General features: G+C 46.7%; 27 protein-coding genes. 6 read left to right on the top strand and 21 right to left on the bottom strand.

The genetic code is table 11. The features are described 5' to 3' along the window. The first annotated feature begins 121 nt into the window (after window positions 1-121). On the top strand, window positions 122-1,348 hold the full coding sequence (gene ylbJ / locus BZ167_RS01885; RefSeq protein WP_015417416.1) for a sporulation integral membrane protein YlbJ: 1,227 nt from the start codon (window positions 122-124) through the stop codon (window positions 1,346-1,348). 18 nt (window positions 1,349-1,366) lie between these two features. On the opposite strand, the gene coaD is transcribed toward ylbJ, so the two are convergent. The 8 genes from coaD to BZ167_RS01925 form a co-directional block, all read right to left on the bottom strand. Further along, the gene (gene coaD, locus BZ167_RS01890; protein WP_007409694.1) at window positions 1,367-1,849 is read right to left on the bottom strand and encodes a pantetheine-phosphate adenylyltransferase; all 483 of its coding nucleotides are present in this window, start codon (window positions 1,847-1,849) and stop codon (window positions 1,367-1,369) included. A gap of 4 nt (window positions 1,850-1,853) precedes the next feature. After that, window positions 1,854-2,408, bottom strand: a complete 555-nt coding sequence (gene rsmD / locus BZ167_RS01895; RefSeq protein WP_007409693.1) for a 16S rRNA (guanine(966)-N(2))-methyltransferase RsmD — start codon at window positions 2,406-2,408, stop codon at window positions 1,854-1,856. A gap of 298 nt (window positions 2,409-2,706) precedes the next feature. Continuing rightward, the gene (locus BZ167_RS01900; protein ID WP_003154470.1) at window positions 2,707-2,979 is read right to left on the bottom strand and encodes a YlbG family protein; all 273 of its coding nucleotides are present in this window, start codon (window positions 2,977-2,979) and stop codon (window positions 2,707-2,709) included. Window positions 2,980-3,037: 58 nt separating this feature from the next. Then, window positions 3,038-3,487, bottom strand: coding sequence for a regulatory iron-sulfur-containing complex subunit RicF (locus tag BZ167_RS01905; protein WP_003154472.1), 450 nt, complete (start codon window positions 3,485-3,487; stop codon window positions 3,038-3,040). Window positions 3,488-3,557: 70 nt separating this feature from the next. After that, window positions 3,558-3,797 (bottom strand): YlbE-like family protein, encoded by a 240-nt coding sequence (locus BZ167_RS01910; RefSeq protein ID WP_003154475.1) that lies wholly within the window; start codon window positions 3,795-3,797, stop codon window positions 3,558-3,560. A gap of 15 nt (window positions 3,798-3,812) precedes the next feature. Then, entirely contained in the window at window positions 3,813-4,223 is a 411-nt protein-coding gene (locus tag BZ167_RS01915; RefSeq protein WP_007409691.1) for a YlbD family protein, read from the bottom strand. Window positions 4,224-4,387: 164 nt separating this feature from the next. Then, window positions 4,388-5,428, bottom strand: coding sequence for a CAP domain-containing protein (locus BZ167_RS01920; protein ID WP_007409690.1), 1,041 nt, complete (start codon window positions 5,426-5,428; stop codon window positions 4,388-4,390). Window positions 5,429-5,512: 84 nt separating this feature from the next. Beyond that, window positions 5,513-5,956 carry a CBS domain-containing protein gene (locus tag BZ167_RS01925; protein WP_017417724.1) on the bottom strand — a complete coding sequence of 148 codons (444 nt, stop codon included), beginning with the start codon at window positions 5,954-5,956 and terminating at the stop codon, window positions 5,513-5,515. Window positions 5,957-6,096: 140 nt separating this feature from the next. Here BZ167_RS01925 and BZ167_RS01930 point away from each other — a divergent pair, with 140 nt between their 5' ends. After that, window positions 6,097-6,456 (top strand): YugN family protein, encoded by a 360-nt coding sequence (locus tag BZ167_RS01930; protein WP_007409688.1) that lies wholly within the window; start codon window positions 6,097-6,099, stop codon window positions 6,454-6,456. 34 nt (window positions 6,457-6,490) lie between these two features. Here BZ167_RS01930 and ctaG read toward each other — a convergent pair whose 3' ends face one another. The 6 genes from ctaG to cyoE form a co-directional block, all read right to left on the bottom strand. Continuing rightward, window positions 6,491-7,375 (bottom strand): cytochrome c oxidase assembly factor CtaG, encoded by an 885-nt coding sequence (gene ctaG / locus BZ167_RS01935; RefSeq protein WP_021493723.1) that lies wholly within the window; start codon window positions 7,373-7,375, stop codon window positions 6,491-6,493. A 24-nt stretch (window positions 7,376-7,399) separates the two neighbouring features. After that, a complete protein-coding gene (gene ctaF, locus BZ167_RS01940; protein ID WP_007409686.1) occupies window positions 7,400-7,732 on the bottom strand; it encodes a cytochrome c oxidase subunit IVB in 333 nt (110 codons plus the stop codon). 2 nt (window positions 7,733-7,734) lie between these two features. After that, a complete protein-coding gene (ctaE, locus tag BZ167_RS01945; RefSeq protein WP_003154482.1) occupies window positions 7,735-8,358 on the bottom strand; it encodes a cytochrome c oxidase subunit III in 624 nt (207 codons plus the stop codon). Continuing rightward, window positions 8,358-10,226: a cytochrome c oxidase subunit I gene (gene ctaD / locus BZ167_RS01950; protein WP_007611227.1), complete on the bottom strand. Its 1,869-nt coding sequence runs from the start codon at window positions 10,224-10,226 to the stop codon at window positions 8,358-8,360. Before ctaD ends, ctaE begins: the two co-directional genes overlap by 1 nt. 31 nt (window positions 10,227-10,257) lie before the next feature. After that, a complete protein-coding gene (gene coxB, locus BZ167_RS01955) occupies window positions 10,258-11,328 on the bottom strand; it encodes a cytochrome c oxidase subunit II (protein ID WP_003154484.1) in 1,071 nt (356 codons plus the stop codon). A 217-nt stretch (window positions 11,329-11,545) separates the two neighbouring features. Continuing rightward, a complete protein-coding gene (gene cyoE / locus BZ167_RS01960) occupies window positions 11,546-12,463 on the bottom strand; it encodes a heme o synthase (protein WP_003154486.1) in 918 nt (305 codons plus the stop codon). A gap of 343 nt (window positions 12,464-12,806) precedes the next feature. Between cyoE and ctaA the strand changes: the two genes are divergently transcribed. Then, entirely contained in the window at window positions 12,807-13,733 is a 927-nt protein-coding gene (ctaA, locus tag BZ167_RS01965; protein ID WP_060675420.1) for a heme A synthase CtaA, read from the top strand. A gap of 98 nt (window positions 13,734-13,831) precedes the next feature. Here ctaA and pyc read toward each other — a convergent pair whose 3' ends face one another. The 4 genes from pyc to glsA form a co-directional block, all read right to left on the bottom strand. Further along, window positions 13,832-17,278, bottom strand: a complete 3,447-nt coding sequence (gene pyc, locus BZ167_RS01970) for a pyruvate carboxylase (protein ID WP_061861435.1) — start codon at window positions 17,276-17,278, stop codon at window positions 13,832-13,834. 75 nt (window positions 17,279-17,353) lie between these two features. Further along, window positions 17,354-18,565 (bottom strand): FtsW/RodA/SpoVE family cell cycle protein, encoded by a 1,212-nt coding sequence (locus BZ167_RS01975; protein WP_015417409.1) that lies wholly within the window; start codon window positions 18,563-18,565, stop codon window positions 17,354-17,356. 205 nt (window positions 18,566-18,770) lie between these two features. Beyond that, window positions 18,771-19,052: an Fpa/YlaN family protein gene (locus BZ167_RS01980; RefSeq protein WP_003154494.1), complete on the bottom strand. Its 282-nt coding sequence runs from the start codon at window positions 19,050-19,052 to the stop codon at window positions 18,771-18,773. A 107-nt stretch (window positions 19,053-19,159) separates the two neighbouring features. Then, complete coding sequence (glsA, locus tag BZ167_RS01985; RefSeq protein WP_007409681.1) at window positions 19,160-20,089, bottom strand: glutaminase A; 930 nt, start codon at window positions 20,087-20,089, stop codon at window positions 19,160-19,162. Between the two features lie 103 nt (window positions 20,090-20,192). Between glsA and BZ167_RS01990 the strand changes: the two genes are divergently transcribed. Further along, complete coding sequence (locus tag BZ167_RS01990) at window positions 20,193-20,669, top strand: hypothetical protein (RefSeq protein WP_062623336.1); 477 nt, start codon at window positions 20,193-20,195, stop codon at window positions 20,667-20,669. Here the strand turns inward: BZ167_RS01990 and BZ167_RS01995 are convergent. Beyond that, window positions 20,664-21,992: a PhoH family protein gene (locus tag BZ167_RS01995; RefSeq protein ID WP_015417407.1), complete on the bottom strand. Its 1,329-nt coding sequence runs from the start codon at window positions 21,990-21,992 to the stop codon at window positions 20,664-20,666. The two genes, BZ167_RS01990 and BZ167_RS01995, sit on opposite strands and share 6 nt — an antisense overlap. 154 nt (window positions 21,993-22,146) lie before the next feature. Between BZ167_RS01995 and BZ167_RS02000 the strand changes: the two genes are divergently transcribed. Beyond that, window positions 22,147-22,770, top strand: a complete 624-nt coding sequence (locus BZ167_RS02000; protein WP_012117484.1) for a YhcN/YlaJ family sporulation lipoprotein — start codon at window positions 22,147-22,149, stop codon at window positions 22,768-22,770. 102 nt (window positions 22,771-22,872) lie between these two features. After that, a complete protein-coding gene (locus BZ167_RS02005) occupies window positions 22,873-23,082 on the top strand; it encodes a YlaI family protein (protein ID WP_007409677.1) in 210 nt (69 codons plus the stop codon). A 41-nt stretch (window positions 23,083-23,123) separates the two neighbouring features. Here BZ167_RS02005 and BZ167_RS02010 read toward each other — a convergent pair whose 3' ends face one another. Both BZ167_RS02010 and typA read right to left on the bottom strand, forming a co-directional pair. Then, a complete protein-coding gene (locus BZ167_RS02010) occupies window positions 23,124-23,444 on the bottom strand; it encodes a YlaH-like family protein (protein ID WP_015239793.1) in 321 nt (106 codons plus the stop codon). 56 nt (window positions 23,445-23,500) lie between these two features. Continuing rightward, window positions 23,501-25,339 (bottom strand): translational GTPase TypA, encoded by a 1,839-nt coding sequence (typA, locus tag BZ167_RS02015; protein WP_007409675.1) that lies wholly within the window; start codon window positions 25,337-25,339, stop codon window positions 23,501-23,503. Window positions 25,340-25,387: the final 48 nt, after the last annotated feature.

The following is a 25,387-nucleotide window of genomic DNA, read 5'->3' on the forward strand; positions in this document are numbered from 1 at the left end:
CTATGCTCGTATATTAGTACAGGATGACAAATAGGTACTTGCCCGGCCGCCTTTAAGGTCTGTTCTATATTTTATCATGATATAAATGTCAGTGTGCAATTTTAGCATCGGGGAGGTAAGAATGAATTTGTCTAAGTTTCATACATTTTTGATTTCATTGTTTTTCATTTTTTTGACGGCGACGGTTATTTCACACCCTCAGGCCTCATTCGAAGCCTCCAAAACCGGTCTTTCCATGTGGTGGGAGGTCGTTTTTCCTTCATTGCTTCCGTTTTTTATTCTATCTGAGCTTTTAATCGGATTCGGCATTGTCAAATTTGTCGGCCTTTTACTCGAACCCTTTATGCGTCCCATTTTCAGAGTGCCGGGGGTCGGCGGATTTGTACTGGCTATGGGCATGGCTTCAGGCAATCCGGCCGGCGCGAAGCTGACTGCACGGCTGCGCCAGGATAAACAAATCTCCAGAGTAGAGGCTGAACGCCTCGTCTCTTTTACCAATTCATCCAATCCGTTATTTATATTTGCGGCTGTGGCAGTCGGCTTTTTTCATAACGCGTCTCTCGGCATTCTGCTGGCATCGGCTCACTATCTCGGAAACATCGCCGTCGGCCTGACGATGCGTTCATACGGACGGAAAGAAGAAGCGGCGTATACCGGTAAAAAGACGATCGCTCTCCCTTCTCTGAAGGAAGCATTTCTGGCCCTCCACAAGGCGCGGCTTTCGGAAAAGCGGCCGCTCGGAAAAATTTTGGGCGACGCCGTCACCTCTTCTGTACAAACCTTGCTGATGGTGGGCGGTTTTATTATATTGTTTTCGGTTTTCAGCCGGTTATTATCAATCGTACAAGTCATGGATGTGCTTTCTGTATTTACAAACGCGCTGCTTTCGCTTTTTCATCTTCCGGCAAATCTGGACATCCCTCTTATCAGCGGAATGTTTGAAATTACACTTGGGAGCAAGCTGGCCAGTGAAGCTGATGCCGCCTTGCTGCCGAAAGCCATGATTGTGAGTTTTATTCTCGGGTTCAGCGGCCTTTCCGTACAGGCCCAGGTAGCCGGCATTTTATCGGAAACAGATATCCGCTTTAAACCGTTTTTCGCGGCGCGTATCCTTCAGGGCATTTATGCCGCACTCTTTATTCTCTTACTGTGGAAGCCGCTTTACCTTGCATTGGACGAACCTTACCAGTCCGTATTCCTCCCTTTCCGCGATCAGGAAGCGGTATCTGCTGCCGTCAGCGGATGGAATACACTTGTTGAAACCGGTCCCGCCATCACGCTGACAGCTCTCGCCGTATACGCATTGATTTATTGTTACAGGCTGTCAGCACGGACAAAAAAAGGATGAGACGCCAATCAGCGCTTCTCATCCTTTAAATTTCTGCATCAGCGCCTGTTCAACTTCCGGAGGAACAAACTCTGAAACAGGCCCGTTATATTTTGCGACTTCTTTTACGATGCTTGAACTTAAAAAAGAGTACTGATTGTTCGTCATCATAAAAAAAGTTTCTATTGATTCGTCGAGCACGCGGTTGACGGATGTCCCCTGCATCTCATATTCGAAGTCAGAAACAGCTCTGAGCCCCCTGATAATCGCCTTCGCCCGCTTTTTTTTCGCATAGTCGATTAACAGTCCCTGTGACGTCTCGACCGTAACATTCGGTATGTCTTTTGTCACTTCTCTTAACAGCTCACATCGTTCCTCAACTGTAAACAGCGGCTGCTTAGAAGAATTATTGAGCACGCATACGTACACCTGCTCAAACACATTTGCCCCCCGTCTGATAATGTCCAGATGTCCGTAGGTAACGGGATCAAAACTTCCGGGACATACAGCTATACTTGCCACATCATTACCCCCTATTTCGGTATATCGTCACTCCTGTAAGCCCGTAAATTTCCCTTCTTGTTACAGAAAGCGCGCCGACGGCTTCAGGAAGCGCAACGGCTTTATCATGCTCGGCTACGACAAAACCGTCTTCATTCAGCATGTTCTGCTCATCAATCATTTCGATAAGCGCTTTCAGCTTTTGTTCCTTATACGGAGGATCTAAGAAAATTCCGTCAAAACCTTTTTCCCGTTTCGCCGCGGCATAGAGGGCCCGCTCTGCATCATTGCGGTATACTTCCGCTGAAGACAGCAGATCAAGCGCTTTGATATTCGCTTTTACCGTTTGGATGGCTTTGAAATCACGATCCACAAAGATACAGCGGTCAAATCCGCGCGACAGCGCTTCAATCCCGAGACCGCCGCTCCCCGCAAACAAATCCAGCCCCGTTCCTCCGTCAAAATACGGGCCGATCATATTAAAAATAGACTCTTTTACTTTATCCGTCGTCGGCCTTGTTGATGTGCCCGGCACAGCCTTTAAGGCTCGTCCTTTTCTTGAACCGGAAATTACTCTCATTATTCACACCACTTTTTCTGAAAACTTTGATGTTACTCATCGGCTGAGCCGTTATGTATCAAAACAATCCCTATCTTATCATAAAGCATTCTTTCAAACAATGAACGTGAAATCGTGTATACATATTCACATTCCTGTCAAGACTACGTGTAACAGCATCAATGAATGATGTTGTTGCCAACCGCGGAGAAGACTTACGTTTCCCCATAAGTTCTTCCTCCGGTTTCTCCTCTCCCTTTTCCTTCTCCTTAACTTGTTAAGGAATAGAAGGACCCCGCAGGTATCTGCGGGGATTTTTTTATATGCCGACTTTATAATCGTACTCTTTCGCCTTATCAAGCTTTGATTCAAATTCCAGCTTTAAAAAAGGTTTATAAGAAGGCTCTACCTTCTTCACATAAGAATAAGAAGAAATCTTTTCCATTGTTTTTTCGATTAGGTCCATATCGCAATACAGCACAACGTATTTCAGCCGCTTGGAAACATAATGAACGTTGCCGAATTTTCTCAGCATTTTGCTGTGTTTTAAGGAATGCAGATATACGATTATGCCTTGGCGCTTATTTTCCATCATGATCACCCGCCTGACTTTCTGTTCATTTTATGTAAAAGACGAGACGGCCGTCTCGTCAGGAAACTTTGCATCCGCAGCCGCCGCCGGAACCGCACCCGCCGCCGCAGGATGACAGGCCGTCAAAATAAGGATTCCCCGTCGGCACTTTTACATGCTCCGAGACGGCCGTTCCGAGTTCAATGCTGATCTCGTCAAGCAGCGACTGAAGCTCAGTCTCCGCTTTTTTAAATTCGGCCACCTTATCGTTTAAATCCAGTTCCCGCTTCATTTCTCTCATTTTGCGGGAAATCTCTCTATAATCAGGATGGTATTTGCCAAAGCGCTGCACATCCTCATACTGCTCTTTAACGCTCATAAAAGAACGAATGATCCGCCCTGCCTCTTCATCTTCACGGAGACGCTTGTAACAATCGCGGTAATTTTCAGCCGTCTCAGACTGCAGAATCATGCCGGCAAGCTGCTCCGCTTCACTTTGAAGCTTGACGGACTCAATTGTTGCATACATAAATACGCACCTCCAGTTGCTAGTTTACCATGAAACCACCCAATTGGAAAATGCGGCGTTTAAACGCTTTTTAATCCTGTGAACGCATGGCGTGAACCATCTGCATCATCATCTGCGCCATTTGAATCCCGTTTGAGAATTGGCTTACCCGATGAGGTATCGTCTTTTCATAAAAATTCATCATGTCAAGCTGAAAGGAATTGAGATCGTCCGGTTTTCTCGCAAGTCTGCGGTACCAGACGGGGCGCTGCCGTATAAACCGTTTCCGTTCCTCATCTGCGGATATGAATTCCTGAACCTCTTTTCGCATACACGATCCCCTTCTTTAATCCTTTCTGAACGAAAAAGGATGTTGTCCGGAGCCTTGCCGGGGCTGCTTCGTGCTGCTCCCCGAAAATTGGCTTAAAAGGCTTTGCAATGATGAAATGGATTGGCTCATTTTATTGATCTGCTCATTCATTTGGTTGATATCCATCTTTTTGACGGCAGTGACCATTTTTGAAACGAAATCGTTTTTTTCAGCTGGTTCCTGTTTGGTTTCCGCGTCGGAAGAAGGCTGAACGGCCTCGTCTTTAAAAGGGTCCCATATCGGATCATCCTCGCCCAGAAGAACCCAGTTTTCATAGACTTCCTGCCAGCTTCTTTGTTCCTTGCGAACATTTTGGATCAGTTTGGGATGCTTTTTTACGAATTGTTTAAAATCATCGATTGATTGCCGTGATTGCTGATTCGCCACAATTCTCACCCCCTCCGAAAAGTTTTGCCTGCTATAATGTATCGGTTCATGCGCCTTAATGTTCGCCTAAATTGCGAAAAAAAGCAGGTATATTTTTTTCAACAGGAGCGCCGCTCGCGAAAAAACATAAAAAAACCGCGGGGGACGCGCCCCTCTGCGGTTTTTTACTGCCAAGGCTTAATGAAGTTTTGCGTATAATACTTCTGATCAACGCCGACACCGAGGTGCGTATAATCCGGGCTTAACAGCGCCTTTCTGTGGCCTTCGCTGTTCAGCCAGCCCTCCACGGCTGCAGGACCGTCCACATAGTTGTAGGCAATATTTTCACCGGCCTCCCGGTATTTCACATCGCCTTTTTCCAAGCGGTCCTTCAGAGTCCCGTATTTCTTTGAGACGTGAGAGAAATACTTGTTATCCTTCATGTCCTTGCTGTGACCGAATGCCACTTTTGCGGCGCCTTCGTCCCATTTCAGCCTTGCAAGTCCGTGTTTCACGCGGATGACATTTGTAATATCGAGAATCTGCTGTTCACTCGCTCGTTCAATATCGTTCCATTTTTTATCAGAAACAGGCTCGGGTTCTGTCAGCTTTCCTCTGTACATGACTTCATACGGCCTTTGTTTCACAAGTGTTTCCGCATCAAATGCCCTGATGCTTGACAGATTCCCGTCAAATTTGTCCATGTACAGCTGAACATACATTCCGCCTATCTTAACGGTGGGACGGGTATTGATATCTTCTTCAGAAAATTCGAACCGATACGTGTTTCCCTTATCAGTCACATTGACAAAAGGAGAAACCTGCGTCGTTTTAAAAACTTCGCCCGTCGATTCGCCGATCTTAAACGGTTTTGCGTTGATGCCGCTTCCCGAAGCGTATAAAGTCACGGCTTTATCATTCAAAATACCGACTTGTACGTATTGGTCTTTCCCCTGGTTGTACACCCACCACTCGTAATCGTAGGCAGAAGGATCTTTCCGGGACGGTTCCCCAAGTTTCTTTTTCACATCGGCGGCAGATTTCCCCATGAGAGAAAGCAGTCCGGATGACGGCATTTTCAGCCGTTTTCCGCTCTCTTCTTCATTGGAAACCTGAGGCTCCTCCTGATCCGTCTTTTTCTGAGGAGCCGATCCATATTGTATAAACAGAACATACGCTCCGTAAATAAGCAAAAGGATAACGAGAGCCCTTGCGATATTTTTCAACCTCTCACCCCCATATGTTCAAACCGTTCTGTTTTTGTTTACTCTTATACAGTACAGCCTATTTGCATCGTCCGTGATTTATGTTTAATGGATAAACCCCTCCGGACCGCCGTCTTCAGAAATGTCAGACAGCACTCGGCCTGCTTGCTCATTTGATTGCTCGGCCAACGAAAGATCGCCGAGCGTAACAATGCCGACCAGTTTTTTATCCTTTGTGACGGGAATTCTTCTGAGCTGATGTTCAGCCATCAAATGGAGCACCTCCTCCACAGAGGCGTCTTCTTCTGCACTGATAACCCGCTCTGTCATTGCGTCGGTTATTTTTTGAGAGTTCGGCTTTTTTGAAGCAATTCCCCGTAATACGAGATCTCTGTCTGTCACGATCCCGACAAGTGTGGCGCCGTCTTCATCCACTATCGGAATGGCGCCGACATCTGCGTCTTTCATCTTCACCGCAGCTTCATATACATTATCTAATACTGTACAATATTGCAAGTCTGACGTCATGAGCTTATTGATCTTTGTCATTGCGGAATTCCTCCTTTTTTCTGCTACTATTGTCGTCAAATTTTTCTTTTTGCATACTTTCACCGTATGAATCATTGAAAGTGTAACGCTTTCATACTATGATTGTCAGGAAAGGGCATTTTTAAAAGGAGGGGGAAGGTTTGAAGTTTGAAAACAGCGGTCTTGAAGGGGTAACAGCGGAGCTCAGCCGCTTGAATGATCTGATGGAAGGTAAAGGGCTCATTCTGGCTGGACAATGGGATTATGAAAGAGTGACTTACGACAAAAAGTTTTCAGTACCTGAGGGGACATTTTATCTGCGGATTCAAGGAACGGCAAAAGAGGGCGATGTCGGCGGCAGCCGGGCCGTGATTCAGCTGAAGGCCCCTCTTTTAGGAAAGCATTATTATCCGCACGGCGTAGAATACGGCAGCGCTGAAGAATTTCCGGAACATGTCGTCGCTGAAAGCAAAGCTTTACTGCTTGAATTGGAAGAGTCATTAAAAACAGTGCAAATGTAATAAAAAAGTACAGCATATTCTGCTGTACTTTTTTTCATGAGACGGTATGCTCGATATACGGCGGCTCTGACAGCGTATCTTTTTCCCGTTCCGTTCTGACCCACTGAAAAAAGATGACAGCCAAATATGTTCCGTAGACCGCTTCTTGAATGATTTTCATCAGTACTGCCCCAAGCTGCTGATCTTCCAAAGGAGGCAGCGTGTTAAACATCTCCGGCCCGGATAAAGGGATCTCCTCCAGCAAATCTAAAGGAACGCAAAGCTTCATTGCTTCAGCCCAAGCCGCCGGATCTGTATACGTGGCATACATGGGCGCCCCGCTGAACATAATGAGCGCGCAGGCCGGCGTTAACAGAATCCCGTCTGCCATAATATACCCCAGCTTCATTAAACCGCTGAGACGGGGCAGACCGTCCACCTTATGCACAAGCGGCCACCACATAAAAAACGCCGTTACAAAGATGAGTCCGTTCATCAGCGTGTGATACAGCGAATCCGTTTTGACGAAATCAAATATAAACGGGATGTGATACAGTGAAAAAATACCGTTAAACAGCACTAATGCGATAAGCGGCATTGAAAAGAACGAAAACAGCGGCTTTACGACAGGACGGAAGATCAGTTTTTTCCATGCCCAGCCGGGAATTCCGGAAATCAACAGCGGCGGTACGACTAAAAACAGAACCGCCATCTGCGCCATATGGGCGCTGAACATCACATGGCCCAATAAATCAACCGGACTTCCCGCAGCCGCGTAAAAAAACAGCGCGGAAAGCACAAACAGCACCTTCTCCTTAGCGGCCACACGTCCTTTATGCCGGCTGCACCAGTAAAAGTAAACACCTGTTATCACGGCAGTTATACAAAACAGATACGGGCTCCACATTGCGCGAAACCCGAACATTTCCAAATTAATCAAATCTCTCACTCCCCGCCGCCCCGATTACCACCAAATAATCGTGACAAATGCAAGCACGGTGATAAACGCGACAAATATTCCCGAATACAGAAATAATGACGGCGCTTCATGCCCCTTCTGGCTCATATGCATAAAGTAAAACAGCTGAAAGATGACCTGGATGACCGCAAGCAGGATCAGAAACGGCATCGTAAACCATCCGGCAATGCCGTCAGCAGCCACCGTCAAAAACGCGACAAGCGTAAGGCCGATCATCAAACCGAAGGATATGACCTGATATTTCATCTCCTCGGCATTTTTCTTTTTTCGATATTCGAGATCCGTACTGACAGTCCCTCTGTTTTTGTTATCGTCCATCGTTATCCCACCATCCCCATCAAATATACAACGGTAAAGATAAAGACCCACACGACATCGATAAAATGCCAATATAAGCTGGCCACATAATATTTCGGCGCATTATAAAGGCTGAGCCCTCTTTTTGCATTCCGGATCATCAGCGCGCTGATCCACAACAGCCCGAACGCCACGTGTGCTCCGTGTGTGCCGACGAGCGTGTAAAACGCTGAGCCGAGCGCAGAGCTTGTAATGGTAAAGCCGAATTCGTGAGTGTAATGCATAAATTCATAGATTTCCACCCCTAAAAATCCTGCTCCCAATAAAACGGTAACCAAAAGCCACACCTGCATTTTTTTAAAGGAGAAATTTTTCATATGATACATCGCATACACACTCGTTAAGCTGCTCGTTAAAAGAAGCATCGTCGCGATAAATACGATTGGCAGCTCAAACATCTCAGCCGTTGACGGCCCTCCGGCTTTAGATTCCCGTAAAGCAAGGAATGTTGCAAATAGCGAGGCGAACAGAACCGTTTCCCCGCCGAGAAACAGCCAAAATCCCAAAAACTTATTTTTCCCCTCCAGCGTTGCTTTTTCAGGAGAAGCCGGAAAGGTTTCAGCCGTCATTTTTTCCTGCAGCTGCATTACGCCTTCACCCCTTTATCATCATTCGGCAGATCTTCTTTGTGAATATGATAGCCGTAATCATCGACCACAGAGCGAAGCAGCATGGTAAAGAATGTGATGCCGAGCCCTATGAAGATAACCGGAAGCCCCCATGAATAATCGGAGTGGTATAAAAACCCGAACGCTGCGACAAACAGCCCGAAAGATATGATAAACGGCATGATGGAGCCGTTCGGCATATGAATGTCCTCTACAGGCTCTGCAGGCGCCATCCCTTCATTTCCGGCCTGCTTTTCAATCCACAGCGGGTCAAGTCCCCGGACAAACGGAAGCTGTTTAAAATTATATTCCGGCGGCGGCGAAGAGACCGCCCATTCAAGCGTACGACCGTCCAGCCACGGGTCGTTCCCGACGTATTTCCCCTTTATTGAGGTATAAATAATATTGACGACGAGTAAAGCAGCCGCGCCTGCCATGAAAAACGCGCCGATTGAACTGATCAGGTTGCCGGTATCAAGCCCCTGGCCGGGCAGATATGTGTAAACGCGCCGCGGCATTCCCATCAAACCGAGGAAATGCTGAATGAAGAAGGTAAGATGAAACCCGATAAAAAATAAGACGAACGAAATTTTCCCCATCGTTTCATGAAGCACCTTCCCGAACATTTTCGGCCACCAGAAATGCACGCCCGCCAGGATGCCGAACACAACGCCGCCGATAATGACATAGTGGAAATGCGCTACGACAAAATACGTATCGTGGAACTGATAATCTGCCGCTGCGGCCGCCAGCATGACACCCGTGACTCCTCCGAGTACGAAAGAAGGAATAAAGGCGACGGCATACAGCATAGGCGTCGTGAATTTGACGTTTCCTCCCCAGATGGTCAAAAGCCAGTTGAAAATTTTAATGCCGGTAGGCACCGCGATCGCCATCGTCGCAACCGCAAATATCGCATTAGCGATCGGTCCGAGTCCCGTCGTAAACATATGGTGAACCCAAACCATGAACCCAAGAAAGCCGATCAGCACGATCGCAAAGACCATAGACGAATAACCGAACAGACGTTTCCTCGCAAATACGGGAATGATTTCTGAAAAAATCCCAAAGGCTGGAAGAATTAAAATGTATACTTCCGGATGCCCGAAAATCCAAAACAGATGCTCCCAGATTATCGTATTGCCGCCCAATTCAGGATTAAAGAAATTCGTTCCGAACAAACGATCCAGCATCATCAGCGCCAAACCGACAGTGAGCGGAGGAAATGCGAATAAAATGAGTGCCGACGCCACAAATGTCGTCCACGTAAACAGCGGCAGTCTCATATACGTCAAACCCGGCGCCCTCATATTAATAATCGTGGCGAGAAAGTTGATCCCCGCAATGAGCGTACCTAAGCCTGATATTTGCAGGCCGAGCACGAAAAAGTCTATGCCGTGCCCTTTCGAATTCAGCGCAAGCGACGCGTACGACGTCCATCCTGCATCAGGAGCGCCTCCTAAAAACCAGCTCAGATTCAAAAAGATGCCTCCGAAGAAAAACAGCCAAAATCCGAGCGCATTCAAAAATGGGAATGAAACGTCACGCGCCCCGATCTGCAGCGGCACAACCGCGTTCATCAGCCCGAATAACAGCGGCATCGCCGCCAGGAAGATCATTGTCGTGCCGTGCATCGTCATAATTTCATTAAACTGCTGAGCACCCATAAAATCGTTCCCCGGCCTCAAGAGCTGAATCCTGATAAGCATGGCCTCAAGTCCGCCGACGACGAAGAAAAATCCCCCGGCGATCATATATAAAATCGCGATTTTCTTATGGTCAACCGTCGTCAAATAATCCCAAAGCAAAGAGCTTTTTCTTTGCTGTCCTGTAAGCGTATTCATCATTTACGACCTCCCCCCTGATATCTCCCTGTCCTCACTTGTTCTCCGCTTTCAGCCCTTTTAAATATTCATACAGCGCATCCGTTTCAGCGTCCGAGAGCTTCGGATAAGTGCCTGTCATTTTATTGCCCGGTTTAATGCTGTCCGGATTTTTCAGCCAGGCTTTTATATTCTCTTTATTCGCATCCTTAATGCCGGCCACTTTGACCCGTTCACCGAAGGTAGCGAGGTTCGGAGCCGTTCTTGCCGCTTCAGCCCGTTTATCATTGGGCTCAACCGCATGACAGCTCAGGCAGTTTTTTTCCTTAAACAGCTCTTCTCCTTGCGCGGCTAAACCGGAATCTGTTGTATGCTTATAATTTTTCATCGCTTTCGTCCATTGTTTAAATTCTTTTGACGGCAGCGGCTTCACTTTGAAATCCATCAGCGCATGTGAAGGTCCGCACAGCTCTGCGCATTTCCCGAAGAAATATTCTCCCGCTTCTTTGCTGCGTTTAGAATCGAAGGTCAGAAAGAAAGTATTATCATTATCCGTATTCGTATCGATTTTCCCCCCGGCTGACGGAATCCAGAAAGAGTGTTTCACATCTGAGGACTTCAGCTTGAAATAGACGCGTTCATCTGTGGGAACAATCAGCTCCTGACTTGTCACAAACCCGTAATCAGGATACTCGAATTCCCACCAGTATAAATTCGCCCTTACATTAATCACGAGCGCATCCTCTGCTTTACGGTTTTTCTTATCCATCGGCGACGTATCCGCCAGCGCCAATGTGTCGATGACAACCGGAATGACAAGAATAATCAGAAGCAAGATCGGAATAACGGTCCAAGTGATTTCTAAAAAACGGTTCCCCTCCACCTGTTTCGGTATCGTGTCTTCCCCTATACGCGACCGTCTGAATCTCACAATGACGTAAAAGAAAATAACTGCTACGACCGCAACGACGACAACCATGATAAGTGTGCTGAGCACCGTCAGATCATATTGTTTATCAGCCACTTCGCCGGCAGGCTTGAGTGTGGACAGAAACGGTTTTCCACAGCCGCTCAATAAAAGCGGCACTAAGGCTAATAATGATAAAAGACGCCAACGCTTTAACATTTCACCCAACCCCTTTTTTGAATCAGTACGAGATGCACAAGCAGTAAATCTGCTTCCAGCCGAAATACTTCTTTTCCTCATTTCTTAAAATATGAGATTTTTTACTTAAAATTCCATCTATGTATAAAAGCAAAGCCGCCTGATTAAACAAAAGGTCAAGGCGGCGTTTACTAGTTGTCATTGTTTGTTTTGGCGATCAAACAAGCTCATTATTCAATTAAAACAGCGTAAAGACCACCATCGCTACAAAATAAATGGTCATGTAATTAAGCGAATAGACAAACATAAGAGTTGCCCACTTCATGATGTTTTTCATACGGAATCCCATCAGTCCGAGAACAAGCCATCCGACATTCAGCAAAGTGCCGAGAATGACGATCGGAAGACCGAGACTGCCGAGGAAAAACGGAAGCGGCAGCAGGCATGCGACCCAGACGATAATCTGTCTTTTCGTCACTTCAAAGCCGTGCACTACCGGAAGCATCGGAATATTCGCTGCTCTGTAATCTTCCGTCTTCTTAATCGCAAGCGCTAAAAAGTGCGGAATCTGCCAGATGAATAAAATCATGAATAAAACCCACGCGACAACACCGATGTGCCCTTCAACCGCTGTCCAGCCGATTAACGGCGGCACGGCGCCTGATACACTTCCGACAACCGTATTAATCGTATAACGGCGTTTCGTCCACATTGTATAAAGAACAACGTACGTAAACACGCCGATAAAACCGATGACTGCTGCCATCACGGTGGTCATCAAAAGCATGATAAGTCCTAAAGCAATGAGTAAAATTCCTGACCACAGCGCTTGATTCGGCTGAATCTTTCCGGTTACCGTCGGCCTTACTTTCGTGCGTTCCATTAAATGATCGATATCACGGTCGTAATAGTTGTTAACCGCACAAGAACCGGCGATGATCAAAGAAGATCCTATTAATGTAAGAAGCACGGTGTTTAAATTGCCTAAAAAACTCAGACCGGATATATGTAACGCAAGCCACATGCCGGTAAAAGTCGTAATTAAATTCGAATTGACGATTCCTATTTTGATAAGCGAAAGGAAATCCTTCCATGCCGTCGTCTCTTCAATCTGTCCGTCTATAGCTGTATCGTTTAAAATTCTGGAATTAGCCATAACGTAAACCTCCCTTACAAACCTAAAGCAGGTTTTTTAAGACCTGCAACTCTATCATACAAGATAATGACCTGTAAAAAAACATCCTCTTAAATATTAAACGAGAAACAGGAATTTATTTGTGAACTTTTTATGAATTTTACCAAATCCGCCGGTTTCATAATAAAGCGGTTACTTTATTTCTATCAGACCCATCTGGAATAATCAACCCCATTATCTAAGAAGTCCTGATTCTATTATATTTTTGTGAACAAACAGAATTGAGAATTGCCACAAAACACATATTCGCTTACACTTGGTACGTATATCATTTTGTCCAGTTTGTTAAGAAGGTGAATGTAAAATGAATAAAGCTTTGAAAGTGCTCGGCGTGCTGACGACATTCGTTATGCTCGTCGTGCTGATCGGCGGCGCTCTTGTCACAAAGACAGGATCGGGTCTCGGATGCGGAAGGCAGTGGCCGCTTTGCCACGGCCGGTTTTTCCCGGAGCTTAACGCCGCTTCTATCATTGAATGGAGCCACAGACTCGCAAGCGGTGTCTCAATCGTTCTCGTGCTGAGTCTCGCTTTTTGGGCATGGAGAAAAATCACGCCTGTTTTCCGTGAAACAACCTTTCTCGCCATTATGTCCATTATCTTTTTATTTTTACAGGCGCTTCTCGGCGCATTAGCGGTTGTTTTCGGATCAAATGCGCTCGTTATGGCGCTTCATTTCGGCATATCGCTGATTTCTTTCGCTTCTGTTCTGATTTTGACGCTGCTCATATTTGAAGCTGATAAATCAGACAAAAAGCTCGTCAAGCCGCTCAGAATCGGCAGAAAAATGCAGTTTCATATGATCGGCCTTTCGATTTACACGTATATCGTCGTTTATACGGGGGCTTATGTGCGCCATACGAAATCAAGCCTTGCCTGCCCTGACGTTCCGCTTTGCAGCAGGCTGAATCACGGGCTTCCGTCCCATTTTCAGGAATGGGTGCAGATGGGCCACAGAACGGCAGCGCTGCTTCTGTTCGTATGGATTCTTGTCGCTTTTGCACATGCGGTGCGCTCCTACAAAGACCAAAAACAGATTCTTGGGGGCTGGATAGCGGCTCTTGCCTTTGTTGTATTACAGGCGTTCTCCGGAATCATGGTTGTTTATTCAGAAATGGCCACCGGCTTTGCACTTGCCCATTCGCTCTTTATTGCCGGCCTGTTCGGCGTCTTATGCTATTTCTTATTATTAATCGCCCGCTTCCGCTATGAATCAAAACAGCGGAACATCTGAGGCACATGAAAAGGCCGAAGCATCAGAGCTTCGGCCTTTTTACATATAAAAAACCTGATCGCACACGGGGGAGGATCAGGTTTTTTCATGTTCATTTTTTACGCTTTTTCAATTTCGATCAGTAAATCGCCTGTCTGAATCGGTTCACCGTTTTTCACATGAATCTGCTGTATCGTCCCGGAGAACGGCGCCTGTACCGTCGTCTCCATTTTCATCGCTTCATTAATCATCAGATGATCGCCTTTATTCACCTTTGCCCCGGTTTCCGTTAACAATTTAATGACGGTTCCCGGCATGGATGCCGCAATGTGGCTTGGGTTTGTCCGATCAGCTTTTAATTTTTCCTGTACGGACGATTTAATGCTTTCATCTTTAATGACCACCTCGCGCGGCTGGCCGTTCAATTCGAAATAAACGACACGTGTCGCATCTGGCTGCGGTTCACCGATAGATACAAGCTTCACAATCAGCGTTTTTCCGCGCTCGATTTCCACTTCGATTTCTTCACCGAGTGTCATGCCGTAGAAGAAAGTCGGTGTGTCCAATACGGAAATATCACCGAAGCGTTCCGCCGTTTTAACATATTCAGTAAACACCTTCGGATAAAGAGCATACGCGATTGCGTCCTGATCACTCAATTCCATCTGATGTGTTTCTTTCCATTCTTCTTTAATCCCTTCAAAAGATACCGGTTCAAGCAGCTCACCCGGTCTTACCGTGATCGGCGTCTGTCCTTTCAGAACGAGCTTTTGCAGTTTTTCCGGAAATCCGCCGTGCGGCTGGCCGATCTGTCCTTTAAAGAGCTCTACGACTGAATCCGGAAAATCAAGCGTTTCGCCTTTATCATAAACATCTTGTTCTGTTAAATTGTTTTGCACCATGTAAAGCGCCATATCTCCGACGACTTTGGAAGAAGGTGTTACTTTCACGACGTCGCCGAACATGCGGTTGACGACGCTGTACATGTCTTTCACCTCATTCCAGCGATCACCGAGGCCGACTCCTTTTGCCTGCTGCTGCAGATTGCTGTACTGGCCGCCCGGCATTTCATGATTATAAATCTCAGTATGCGGAGACTTCATCCCGCTTTCAAATTCACTGTAATATTGACGGACGGATTCCCAGTATTGCGACAGTCTTTCCACCTGCCGGACATCCATTTCAGGACGGCGGCTGTTTCCTTCAAGCGCATGATAAAATCCGCTTGCACTCGGCTGTGAAGTCAGACCCGCCATTGAGCTGACGGCGACATCCACGATGTCCACACCCGCTTCAACAGCTTTGGCATAGAGAAAGACGCCATTGCCGCTCGTATCATGCGTGTGAAGATGAACGGGAATATCAATCGTTTCCTTCAGCGCTGAGATAAGTTCGTATGCGGCTTGAGGTTTCAAAAGACCGGCCATGTCTTTAATACCGAGAATGTGCGCGCCAGACGCCTCAAGCTCTTTCGCCATAGAAAGATAATATTTCAAATCATATTTCGTCCGGGTCTTATCAAGAATATCTCCCGTGTAACAAATCGCAGCCTCCGCCACTTTTCCGGTTTCACGGACGGCATCGATGGCCAGCGTCATCCCTTTTACCCAGTTCAGGCTGTCAAAGATCCGGAATACGTCAATACCTGACTCCGCTGACTGCCGGACAAATTTTTGGATGACATTGTCCGGATAGTTTGTATAACCGACGGCATTTGATGAACGAAGCAGCATCTGGAACAATGTGTTCGGCACTTCCTTGCGAAGATCTTCAAGGCGTTTCCAAGGGTCTTCTTTTAAGAAACGGTACGCTACATCAAATGTCGCGCCTCCCCACATTTCAAGGCTGAACAGTTCAGGCCACAGGGCAGCCGTCGGATTCGCGATTTTTTTCAAATCATTGGATCTGATCCGGGTTGCAAGCAGGGACTGATGGGCATCCCTGAACGTTGTATCGGTCAGGAGCACGGATTTTTGCTCTTTCACCCAGTCTGCAAGCCCCTCAGCGCCTCTTTCATCAAGGATCTGTTTCGTACCGCTTGCCGGCTTTTCCCCGATACCTAACGTAACGGTCTGAGGCTTATCAAATGCAGGTTTTTCTTTTTTCCCGATTCCCGGAAAACCGTTCACCGTGACATTGCCGATATAGGAAAGCATTTTTGTTCCGCGGTCCTTCTGTTTTGGGAAAACAAACAGCTCAGGCGTTGTGTCGATAAACGATGTGTCATATTGGCCCGTCAGGAATTTTTCATGCTTTGCCACGTTTTCAAGAAACGGAATATTGGTCTTAATGCCCCTGATCCTGAATTCCTGCAGGTTGCGGACCATTTTCGCTGATGCTTGTTCAAACGTCAGCGCCCATGTCGACAGCTTGACGAGCAGTGAATCATAATAAGGCGTGATGACGGCGCCCTGGAAGCTGTTTCCCGTATCAAGGCGGACGCCGAAGCCGCCGCCTGAGCGGTAAGCCATAATTTTACCCGTGTCAGGCATAAAGTCATTCAGCGGATCTTCAGTGGTCACACGTGATTGTATCGCATACCCGTTTGTAAAAATGTCTTTCTGCTCAGGGATATTGACGGCACGGCTGTGCAGTCCGTGGCCCTGCGCGACGAGGATTTGCGTCTGAACGATATCAACCCCCGTTATCATTTCCGTAATCGTATGCTCCACTTGCACGCGCGGGTTCACTTCAATAAAGTAAAATTCACCGCCCGCTACGAGAAATTCCACGGTCCCCGCGTTGATATAGCCGACATTTTTCGCAAGCGCCACAGCCGCTTGACAGATTTCGTCCCTTAATTCAGGCTGCAAAGATACACTCGGCGCCACCTCAATGACTTTTTGATGGCGTCTCTGAACGGAACAGTCCCGCTCATACAGATGGACGACATTGCCTTCATTATCTCCGATCACCTGAACTTCAATATGCTTAGGATTTTCGATCAGTTTTTCAACATACACTTCATCGTTTCCGAATGCGGCTTTCGCTTCTGATTTGGCCCGCTCAAACGATTCTTTCAATTCGCTTTCGCTTCGGACGATTCTCATTCCGCGCCCTCCGCCTCCGAGCGATGCTTTAATAATAAACGGAAATCCGTGGACTTTTGCGAATTGTTCGACATCTTTTAATGTTTCAGCCGGTCCGTCACTCCCCGGAATAACAGGGATGCCGGCTTTTTCTGCCTGCTCCCTCGCCTTTACCTTATCTCCGAACATATCCAAATGCGCTGACGTCGGTCCGATAAATACGATGCCCTCTTCTTCACAGCGTCTCGCAAATTGGATATTTTCAGAGAGAAATCCGTAGCCCGGATGAATGGCATCTACGCCGTTTCTTTTTGCGATCTCAATAATCCCTTCAATATCAAGATACGCGTCAATCGGTTTTTTGCCTTCTCCCACTAGATAAGCTTCATCCGCTTTATAGCGATGATAGGAGCCCGAATCTTCTTTTGAATAAACGGCTACCGTTCTGATGTTCAATTCTGTGCACGCCCGGAAAATCCGGATCGCAATTTCTCCCCTGTTTGCTACTAACACTTTTTGGATGGATTGTTGTGACAAACTTTTCTCCCCCTTGGCCTAATAAATATGTAGTTTATAATAAAGGAATATCCGTCCTGTGTATACACTTGTTTTTTAGAGATACACAGATTTTTCCGTCTGCCGTCTTTTTACCCCCTTAGACGGAACGGGCTCCCTCTTTTTCTTCTTTTCTGAGTATTTGACATGCATGCTGACATTCACCAATATACCGGCGCTCGTTAATAACAAAAACATTGATGATCCCCCGTAGCTGATAAACGGCAGCGGAACACCTGTGATCGGAATTAAACCGCTGACACCGCCGAGATTGATAAAGGTCTGAATCGCAATCATGCTGGATATCCCGATTGCCAAAAGGCTCCCGAACGGATCTTCACATTTTCTCGCAATATAAAAACCTTTTAACACGACAAAAGCCAGCAGCACAATGACAAACAGGACGCCGAAAATGCCGAGCTCCTCTGAAATAACCGCCATAATAAAGTCTGTATGCGATTCTGGCAGATAACCGTATTTTTGAATGCTTTCTCCAAGACCGAGACCGAAAAAACCGCCTGAGCCGATCGCATAATACGAATTTATAATCTGCAGGCCTGATGTGCTGGCGTATTTAAATGGATTTTCAAGGCTTTCAAACCGGCTCATACGCCCGGGTGTCAAAATATCGTCCCATTTCAGGTAGATGATCGGGCTGACTAGGAGCAATACGATTCCCGCCATGAGAACCAGCCTGAGCAGGGTCCTTCCGCTGAATCCCGAACACATAATGACGCAAAACGCGATCAGGCCGATAATCATCGCCGTTCCGAAGTCAGGCTGAATGGCGATAAGCGCACAAATGACTACGGTGACGATCACCGGCGGCGCAACCCCCGTCAAAAGCTGATCGATATAGCTTTGTTTCTTTGCGTATACCGCGGCAAGGTACAGTATCAGGGACAGCTTGACAAATTCCCCCGGCTGAATGGCCATTCCGCCGATTTTAAACCAGCTTTGCGCGTTTCCGGCAACATGTCCGAAAACAAACAGCGCGCAAAGCGCAGCCACTGACGCAAGCAGTATGAATTTCTGAATCTTTTGATGGGCGAACACTTTGTACGGAAAAACGGCCGCGATGATAAACAGCACAAACCCCGCGATGACGGCGAACAGCTGCCGTTTAAAGAAATAGTCGCTGCTCACGCCGTAACGCATAACGGCGGTAATCATGCTTGAGCTGTATACCATTACCAATCCGAAACTGCACAGCAGAATGATAGCGCATATCAATGAATAATCGTAAGATTTTAACATTCTTTTAAACATAACATCCTCTTTCCTGCTTAAAGCTTACGTTTAATACCTATTGCGTATTATATTTTACTATAATTCATAAACATTTTACGCAGTTTCTTTATAGTTTTTCGGATGAAATGCAGATTAAGAGACCGTCTTACGAAAAGAAGATGCAAAAAAAACGGTTTACGGTTATAAAAAAACCCAAACCGTTGAATAGTTTGAGTTTGATCATTTATTTTCCTGTAAACGCGTCATGCAAAGCAGACAGTTCTCTTTCAAGTCTGTCCAGCAGCTCTTTGCCGTCGTTTTCGTCAACTAATCCCAGGCGGACAGCAAAATCGATTTCCCTCGACAGTCCGAACATCTGAGTATCCAAGACCTCTTCATACAGAGGACATTGAGGCATCGTTAAGTTATCCATTTGTACTCGGATCAGCTTCAAAATCTTCTCAGCATCTAACTTCAACAGCTCGAATGCTTTCTGCTGATGGTCAACTATAATCTCTGAAGCCAAAAGTATCCCTCCGTTCCCCAGGCGAGTACCTAATTCTTCTATTTATCATAAAGGGTATCAGATGAAATTGCAAGAGGATTTAAGCAGATGTTATGATAAAAAATGTTTCAAAAAATACTCAGCCTGTATTTCTCAGACATGATTTCCAAAAGCTTCACACCCGCGATGCTGTTGCCTTTTTCATCAAGCGCCGGGCCGAATATACCGATTCCGAAGTTGTACGGCGAAATGCCCATGATCCCTCCCGAAACGCCGCTTTTAGCGGGAATGCCGACCTTAATCGCGAATTCCCCGCTCGCATTGTACATGCCGCATGTCACCATAAACGTCTTGCAGATTCTCGCCACATCTTTTTTAATGACCTGCTCCCCGGTTTCCGGATGCTTGCCGTCAAGGGCGAATACGCAGCCGATTTTGGCTAAATCCAGACTGCTCATCTTAATTGCGCACTGTTTTGTATACAAATCCATGACCTCTTCAACATCGCCTTTAAAAATGTCATACTGCTTCATGTAATAACACATGGCCCGATTAATCATGGATGAACTGAATTCCGATTCCGCGACATGTCTGCAATATGTAATGTCCTGATTATTCGCAAGTCTTCTGATGAATCCGAGCAGGTAATCCAGGCGGTCTTTCGGCGAATGCCCTTTAATGAAACCCGTAACGACGAGAGCGCCCGCATTAATCATCGGATTTAAAGGCTTGCCCGGATTCACTGTTTCAAGCTTAATCATGGAATTAAACGGGTCGCCGGTCGGCTCCTGACCCACGCAGCTGAACACCTTTTCCTTTCCGTAATCCATCAGTACGAGCGCCAGAGAAAGCACTTTCGAAATGCTCTGCAGCGTAAATGTCCGGTCGGCGTCTCCTGCCGTCAGACATGTATTTTCCGCATGATAAATTGTGACCGAAAGGCTGTCTTGTTCAGATTCAGCCAGAGCCGGAATATAGTCTGCCACTTTGCCTTCTTCGGTCCTTTTTTTCGCTTCTTGAACTAATGCGTCCAGCTCTTGGTAATGCCGGCATACCATGTCGATCATCCTCACTTCGCTGCCGTTGTATACATCTAATTTGCGACGCAAAGTGACAATTCATGCGAAAACTTTTATACTTTAAGTAAAGGGGGGCTTCACCATGAGCGTTATTCAAGTAAAAGGCAATGTTACATACCCGATTACAATTGATCCGAGTGTCTGGATTTTCGATGACCGTAAGTTTCCGTTTGAAAAAAATCAGCCCGTTCATCCGGACGGCTCTGCAGAAACCCAGGAGCATACGCTTGATCCGGAACGGGTGATCAGAGAAGGGCGCATTTCGCCGCCGACTTTAAAAAGCGAAAAACGTTATGAAAAAGAAAGACTGATGGACGGCAGCTTCGCCATGAAGCTCGGCGCTGTTTTAGCAAATGCCGAGCCGAAAGAAAGCGCTGTCCTGTGCGCATTTATTTCAAAATCAGAAAGAACCGAAGTGGCGCTTGAAAAGGCGATGGACGCAATCGCGCATTTCAGCGATGCGGGGAAACCCCTTCAAGACGGCGGCCCGGTCCATTTTTACGTGGACGGAGACTTAGAAAAACCGATAACGGGCGTCACAGAAATCGAAGTTTTATAACAAATCGGCTGCAAGCTGTGCAAGGCCGGATCTTTCACCTTTCACAAGCTTCACGCTGCCGGAGACGGTTTGTTCTTTAAACCGTTCTACAACATAAGCAAGTCCGTTGTTTAAACTGTCTAAGTATGGGTGATCTATTTGCTCCGGATCGCCCATCAGGACAATTTTGCTGCCCTCTCCCACCCGAGTCAAAAGCGTTTTGACCTCGTGCCTCGTCAGATTCTGAGCCTCATCAATAATAATAAACTGATCCGGAATGCTTCTTCCCCGAATGTATGTCAGCGCCTCCACCTGAATCGATCCGATTCCTGCCAAAATCGCTTCAAGTTCACCCGGCTTTTTCGCATTGAATAAAAATTCAAGATTATCAAAGATCGGCTGCATCCACGGCTTGAGCTTTTCCTCTTTTTCGCCCGGCAAATATCCGATATCCTTTCCCACTGGGACGATGGGACGCGCGACGATCAGCTTTTTATAAATACCGAGATCCTCCGTCTGCAGAAGCCCTGCCGCGAGAGCAAGCAAGGTTTTTCCCGTTCCCGCTTTTCCGATCAGGGTGACAAGCGGGATATCTTCCCTCAGCAGGAGTTCAAGCGCCATTGTCTGCTGGACGTTCTTCGGCCTGATACCCCATACGTGCTCATCATCGAAAACGAGTCTTTTTACGGTCTCGCCTTTCTTATCTGTCATGCCGACCGCAGACGAAGATCCTCCTAATTCATCTTTCATCAGCACAAATTGATTCGGATAAACCTGATGCTGCTGAAGCTCCTTGACTGAAATTTGTTTGTCTTTATAAAACGAGGCAAACCGCTCTTTATTCATAAATATATCTTTGTACCCGCTATATATTTCATCATGGTCAACGACTCTGTCGTTTAAAAAGTCCTCCGCCAAAAGCCCGATGGCATCCGCCTTTACCCTGACAAGCACATCTTTGCTGACCAGGATGACGAGGCGGCCGTTTTCTTTCGTTTCCTCCTCAAGGCTTAAATTTTTTGCCACCGCCAAAATGCGGTTATCATTCGTTTTTTCGATAAAAATTTCTTGGAGCTGGTGAAATGACCGGTGGTTCAGTTCAATTCTGAGCGTTCCTCCGCTTTCAAGCGGAACTTTCTCGTGCAGCCTTCCTTTCTCCCTGAGCCCGTCTATCAGCTTAGATACGTGCCTCGCATTTCTCCCGACCTCGTCCATATACCGCTTTTTTGAATCGACCTCTTCCAGCACGACGGCGGGGATGACAACTTCGTTTTCTTCAAAGGAAAAAATGGCGTTAGGATCCTGCAAAAGTACATTCGTATCTAACACATAAATTTTACTCAAGTCTCAGCCTCCTGAAATAAGGATCAAAGCCCATCGTGTGCTTCTCTTTCCGCGAAAAACGGGGATGCCTGCTAAAATATATGATTTGGTGAATAAAGATAGAAGGTTAATTCAACAATAAAATAAATGAAAGCATTCAAGGAGGAAATCTGACGTGCGAATTCTTTTCATTATCATACAAGCCTTGTTTATCCTTACCGGCTGCACTGCTGTACAGGACGGCCGCGGCCGCAATATTCAGAACGAATCAGCCGATCAGCGCGATGCAAAACCGATCCATGTGAAAAATACGGCTCCTGAGACAGCTGAAAATCCCGGCCGGACAGACATCGCTAAGCATCTCGTCGAGGTAACCGAAAAAATCCCCGGCATTTCAGATGCCACCGCGGTTGTACTCGGAAGATACTCCGTTGTCGGTATCGATGTGGATGACAATTTAGAAAGAAGCAAAGTGGAGAGCATTAAATACACGGTTGCCCAGGCGTTAAAAAACGATCCTTACGGTGCCAATGCCGTTGTCGTGGCTGATCCTGATACGGTTTCCCGTCTGAGAGGCATGGGCAGCGACATTAAGGCCGGCCGCCCCGTTTCAGGCATTTTGGACGAACTTGCCGCCATCGTCGGCCGTGTCATGCCGGAAGTCCCTAATGATGTGACCGACAATGAAAAAGAATCACCGACTCAATCGAATGATGATCAGCTGAACCAAAGAGACCAGAACAAGCTGCAAAACGAACAGAACGATCAATCGGATCATCATATGAAAAACCGCCGGTAAAAAGCAGCGCCCGCTCCAAAGGAAGGGCGCTGCTTTCTTTCCCTTTGGCAGGAGGGGCATCCATGATATAATGCTTGTCATAGTGAAAGAGGTGAAAAATCAATGAGAGTAAAATGTTCCATTTGCGACAAAATCGAACAAATTGATGATGAAACACTGACAGCCAAACGCCTCCGCAATCGTCCGATTCATACATATATGTGCCGGGAATGCCATGACCGAATCAAAGTCAAAACGGAGGCGCGGCTGAATACCGGACACTTTTCCTTTCATCCCGGACAAAAAGCGAAAAAAGATAAACTGAAAAAATAAACCGAATAAAAAATGACCCGCCGGAAGGCAAGGTCATTTTTTTATTGCGGTTTAGCTGACTGGCTTTTTTTGGACTGGTGCAGACGGATTTTGTAAATGATCAAAATCAAGGCGGCGACAACAAGCCCTTCTCCGACCGGCAGAAACACACCGAAAAAAGTCAGCACGGTGCAGCCGAGCACGAGGAAGAGATAAACTGCCGCAGCCTTCAACACCGGCAGCCGTTTGGCAAAGCCGAGTTTAAATACAATTACCGAAAGCACGACGATCGTTCCGTATAACAGCCACATTCCCGTCAGCGGATGCTCATCCACTTGGTAAAGAGCCGCAAAGAATGACAGCCGTTCACTTACTTCATTCAAAAGGATCCCCCTCCCCTTTTCCGTTCGGGTTCTACCTTTTCAAATTCTGCAAGTGATTAAGACATTCCTGCTGTTTTTTTCTTTTTCGCCGCTTTTTCACGTTCGTTTTTATTCAGGATTTTCTTTCTTAAACGGATGGATTCCGGCGTTACTTCACAGTATTCATCTTCGTTTAAGTACTCGAGTGATTCTTCAAGCGACATAATGCGCGCTTTCTTAATCGTAGTCGTTTGATCCTTCGTAGCGGAACGGACGTTTGTCTGCTGTTTCATTTTGCTTACATTGACGACAAGGTCATTGTCACGGTTATGTTCGCCGACAATCATGCCTTCATATACTTCTGTTCCGGGCTCAACGAAGATGACGCCGCGGTCTTCAATACCTTGAATTCCGTAAGATGTCGCTTTTCCGTTTTCCATGGAAACGAGCACACCCTGACGTCGGCCTCCGACTTGGCCTTTTTGCATCGGCTGATAGCTGTCAAACGTGTGGTTCAGGATACCGAAACCGCGTGTCAGTGACAGAAACTCAGTAGAATAGCCGATGAGTCCGCGTGAAGGTACGGTAAAGATCAGGCGGACCTGGCCGTTTCCGTTATTAATCATATCAAGCATTTCGCCTTTTCTCGCACCCATTGATTCCATAACAGAACCGGTATGCTCTTCAGGCACATCAATCTGCACGCGCTCAACAGGCTCGCAGCTTACGCCGTCGATTTCCTTAATGATAACTTCAGGTTTAGACACTTGAAGCTCATAGCCTTCACGGCGCATGTTTTCAATTAAAATGGACAGGTGAAGCTCACCGCGTCCTGAAACAACCCATGCGTCAGGTGATGCGGTCGGTTCGACACGAAGACTGACGTCTGTTTGAAGCTGCGCGTTCAGACGCTCTTCAATTTTGCGGGCTGTGACATATTTGCCTTCACGGCCTGCAAACGGGCTGTTGTTTACGACAAATGTCATTTGGAGCGTAGGCTCATCAATGCGCAGAACCGGCAGCGGCTCATGGTGGTCAGCCGGACAAACCGTTTCACCGACGTTGATGTCTTCCATGCCCGAAACGGCAACGAGGTCTCCCGCTCTCGCTTCTTCAATTTCCACGCGTTTCAATCCTTGGAAACCGAAGATTTTCGTTACACGGAATGATTTTACCGTTCCGTCAAGTTTCATCAATGAAACCTGCTGACCCACTTTCATCGTGCCGCGGAAAACGCGTCCGATACCGATACGGCCGACATAATCATTGTAATCAAGCAGCGCCACTTGGAATTGAAGAGGCTCTTCGGCGTTATCTACCGGGGCAGGGACATGTTCTAGAATCGTTTCATACAGTGATTCCATATTTTCGTCCTGCTTTTTCGGATCCAGACTTGCCGTTCCGTTAATCGCAGAAGCGTAGACGACAGGGAACTCAAGCTGTTGTTCGTTTGCGTCAAGCTCGATGAACAAATCAAGCACTTCATCAATGACTTCTTCCGGGCGGGCGAAATCACGATCGATTTTGTTTACGACGACAACCGGATTTAAGTTCTGCTCAAGGGCTTTTTTCAGTACGAAACGGGTTTGCGGCATGCAGCCTTCATATGCGTCAACGACTAACAGAACGCCGTCAACCATTTTCATAATCCGTTCTACCTCTCCGCCGAAGTCGGCGTGTCCCGGAGTGTCCAAAATATTAATGCGTGTATCTTTATAGTTAATCGCAGTATTTTTCGCAAGAATTGTAATACCGCGTTCACGTTCAAGATCGTTTGAATCCATTGCGCGTTCGGCAATATTTTCGTTGGCACGGAATGTTCCGGCTTGGTGAAGCAATTGGTCTACCAAAGTCGTTTTCCCATGGTCAACGTGGGCAATAATCGCGATGTTGCGAAGATCGTTTCGAAGTTTCACATTTTCATCTCCTAAAAAAATTAGATAACTTTCATATTATACCACACA

Source organism: Bacillus sp. 275 (genome assembly GCF_001999205.1).
GTDB classification, from domain to species: Bacteria; Bacillota; Bacilli; order Bacillales; family Bacillaceae; genus Bacillus; species Bacillus velezensis.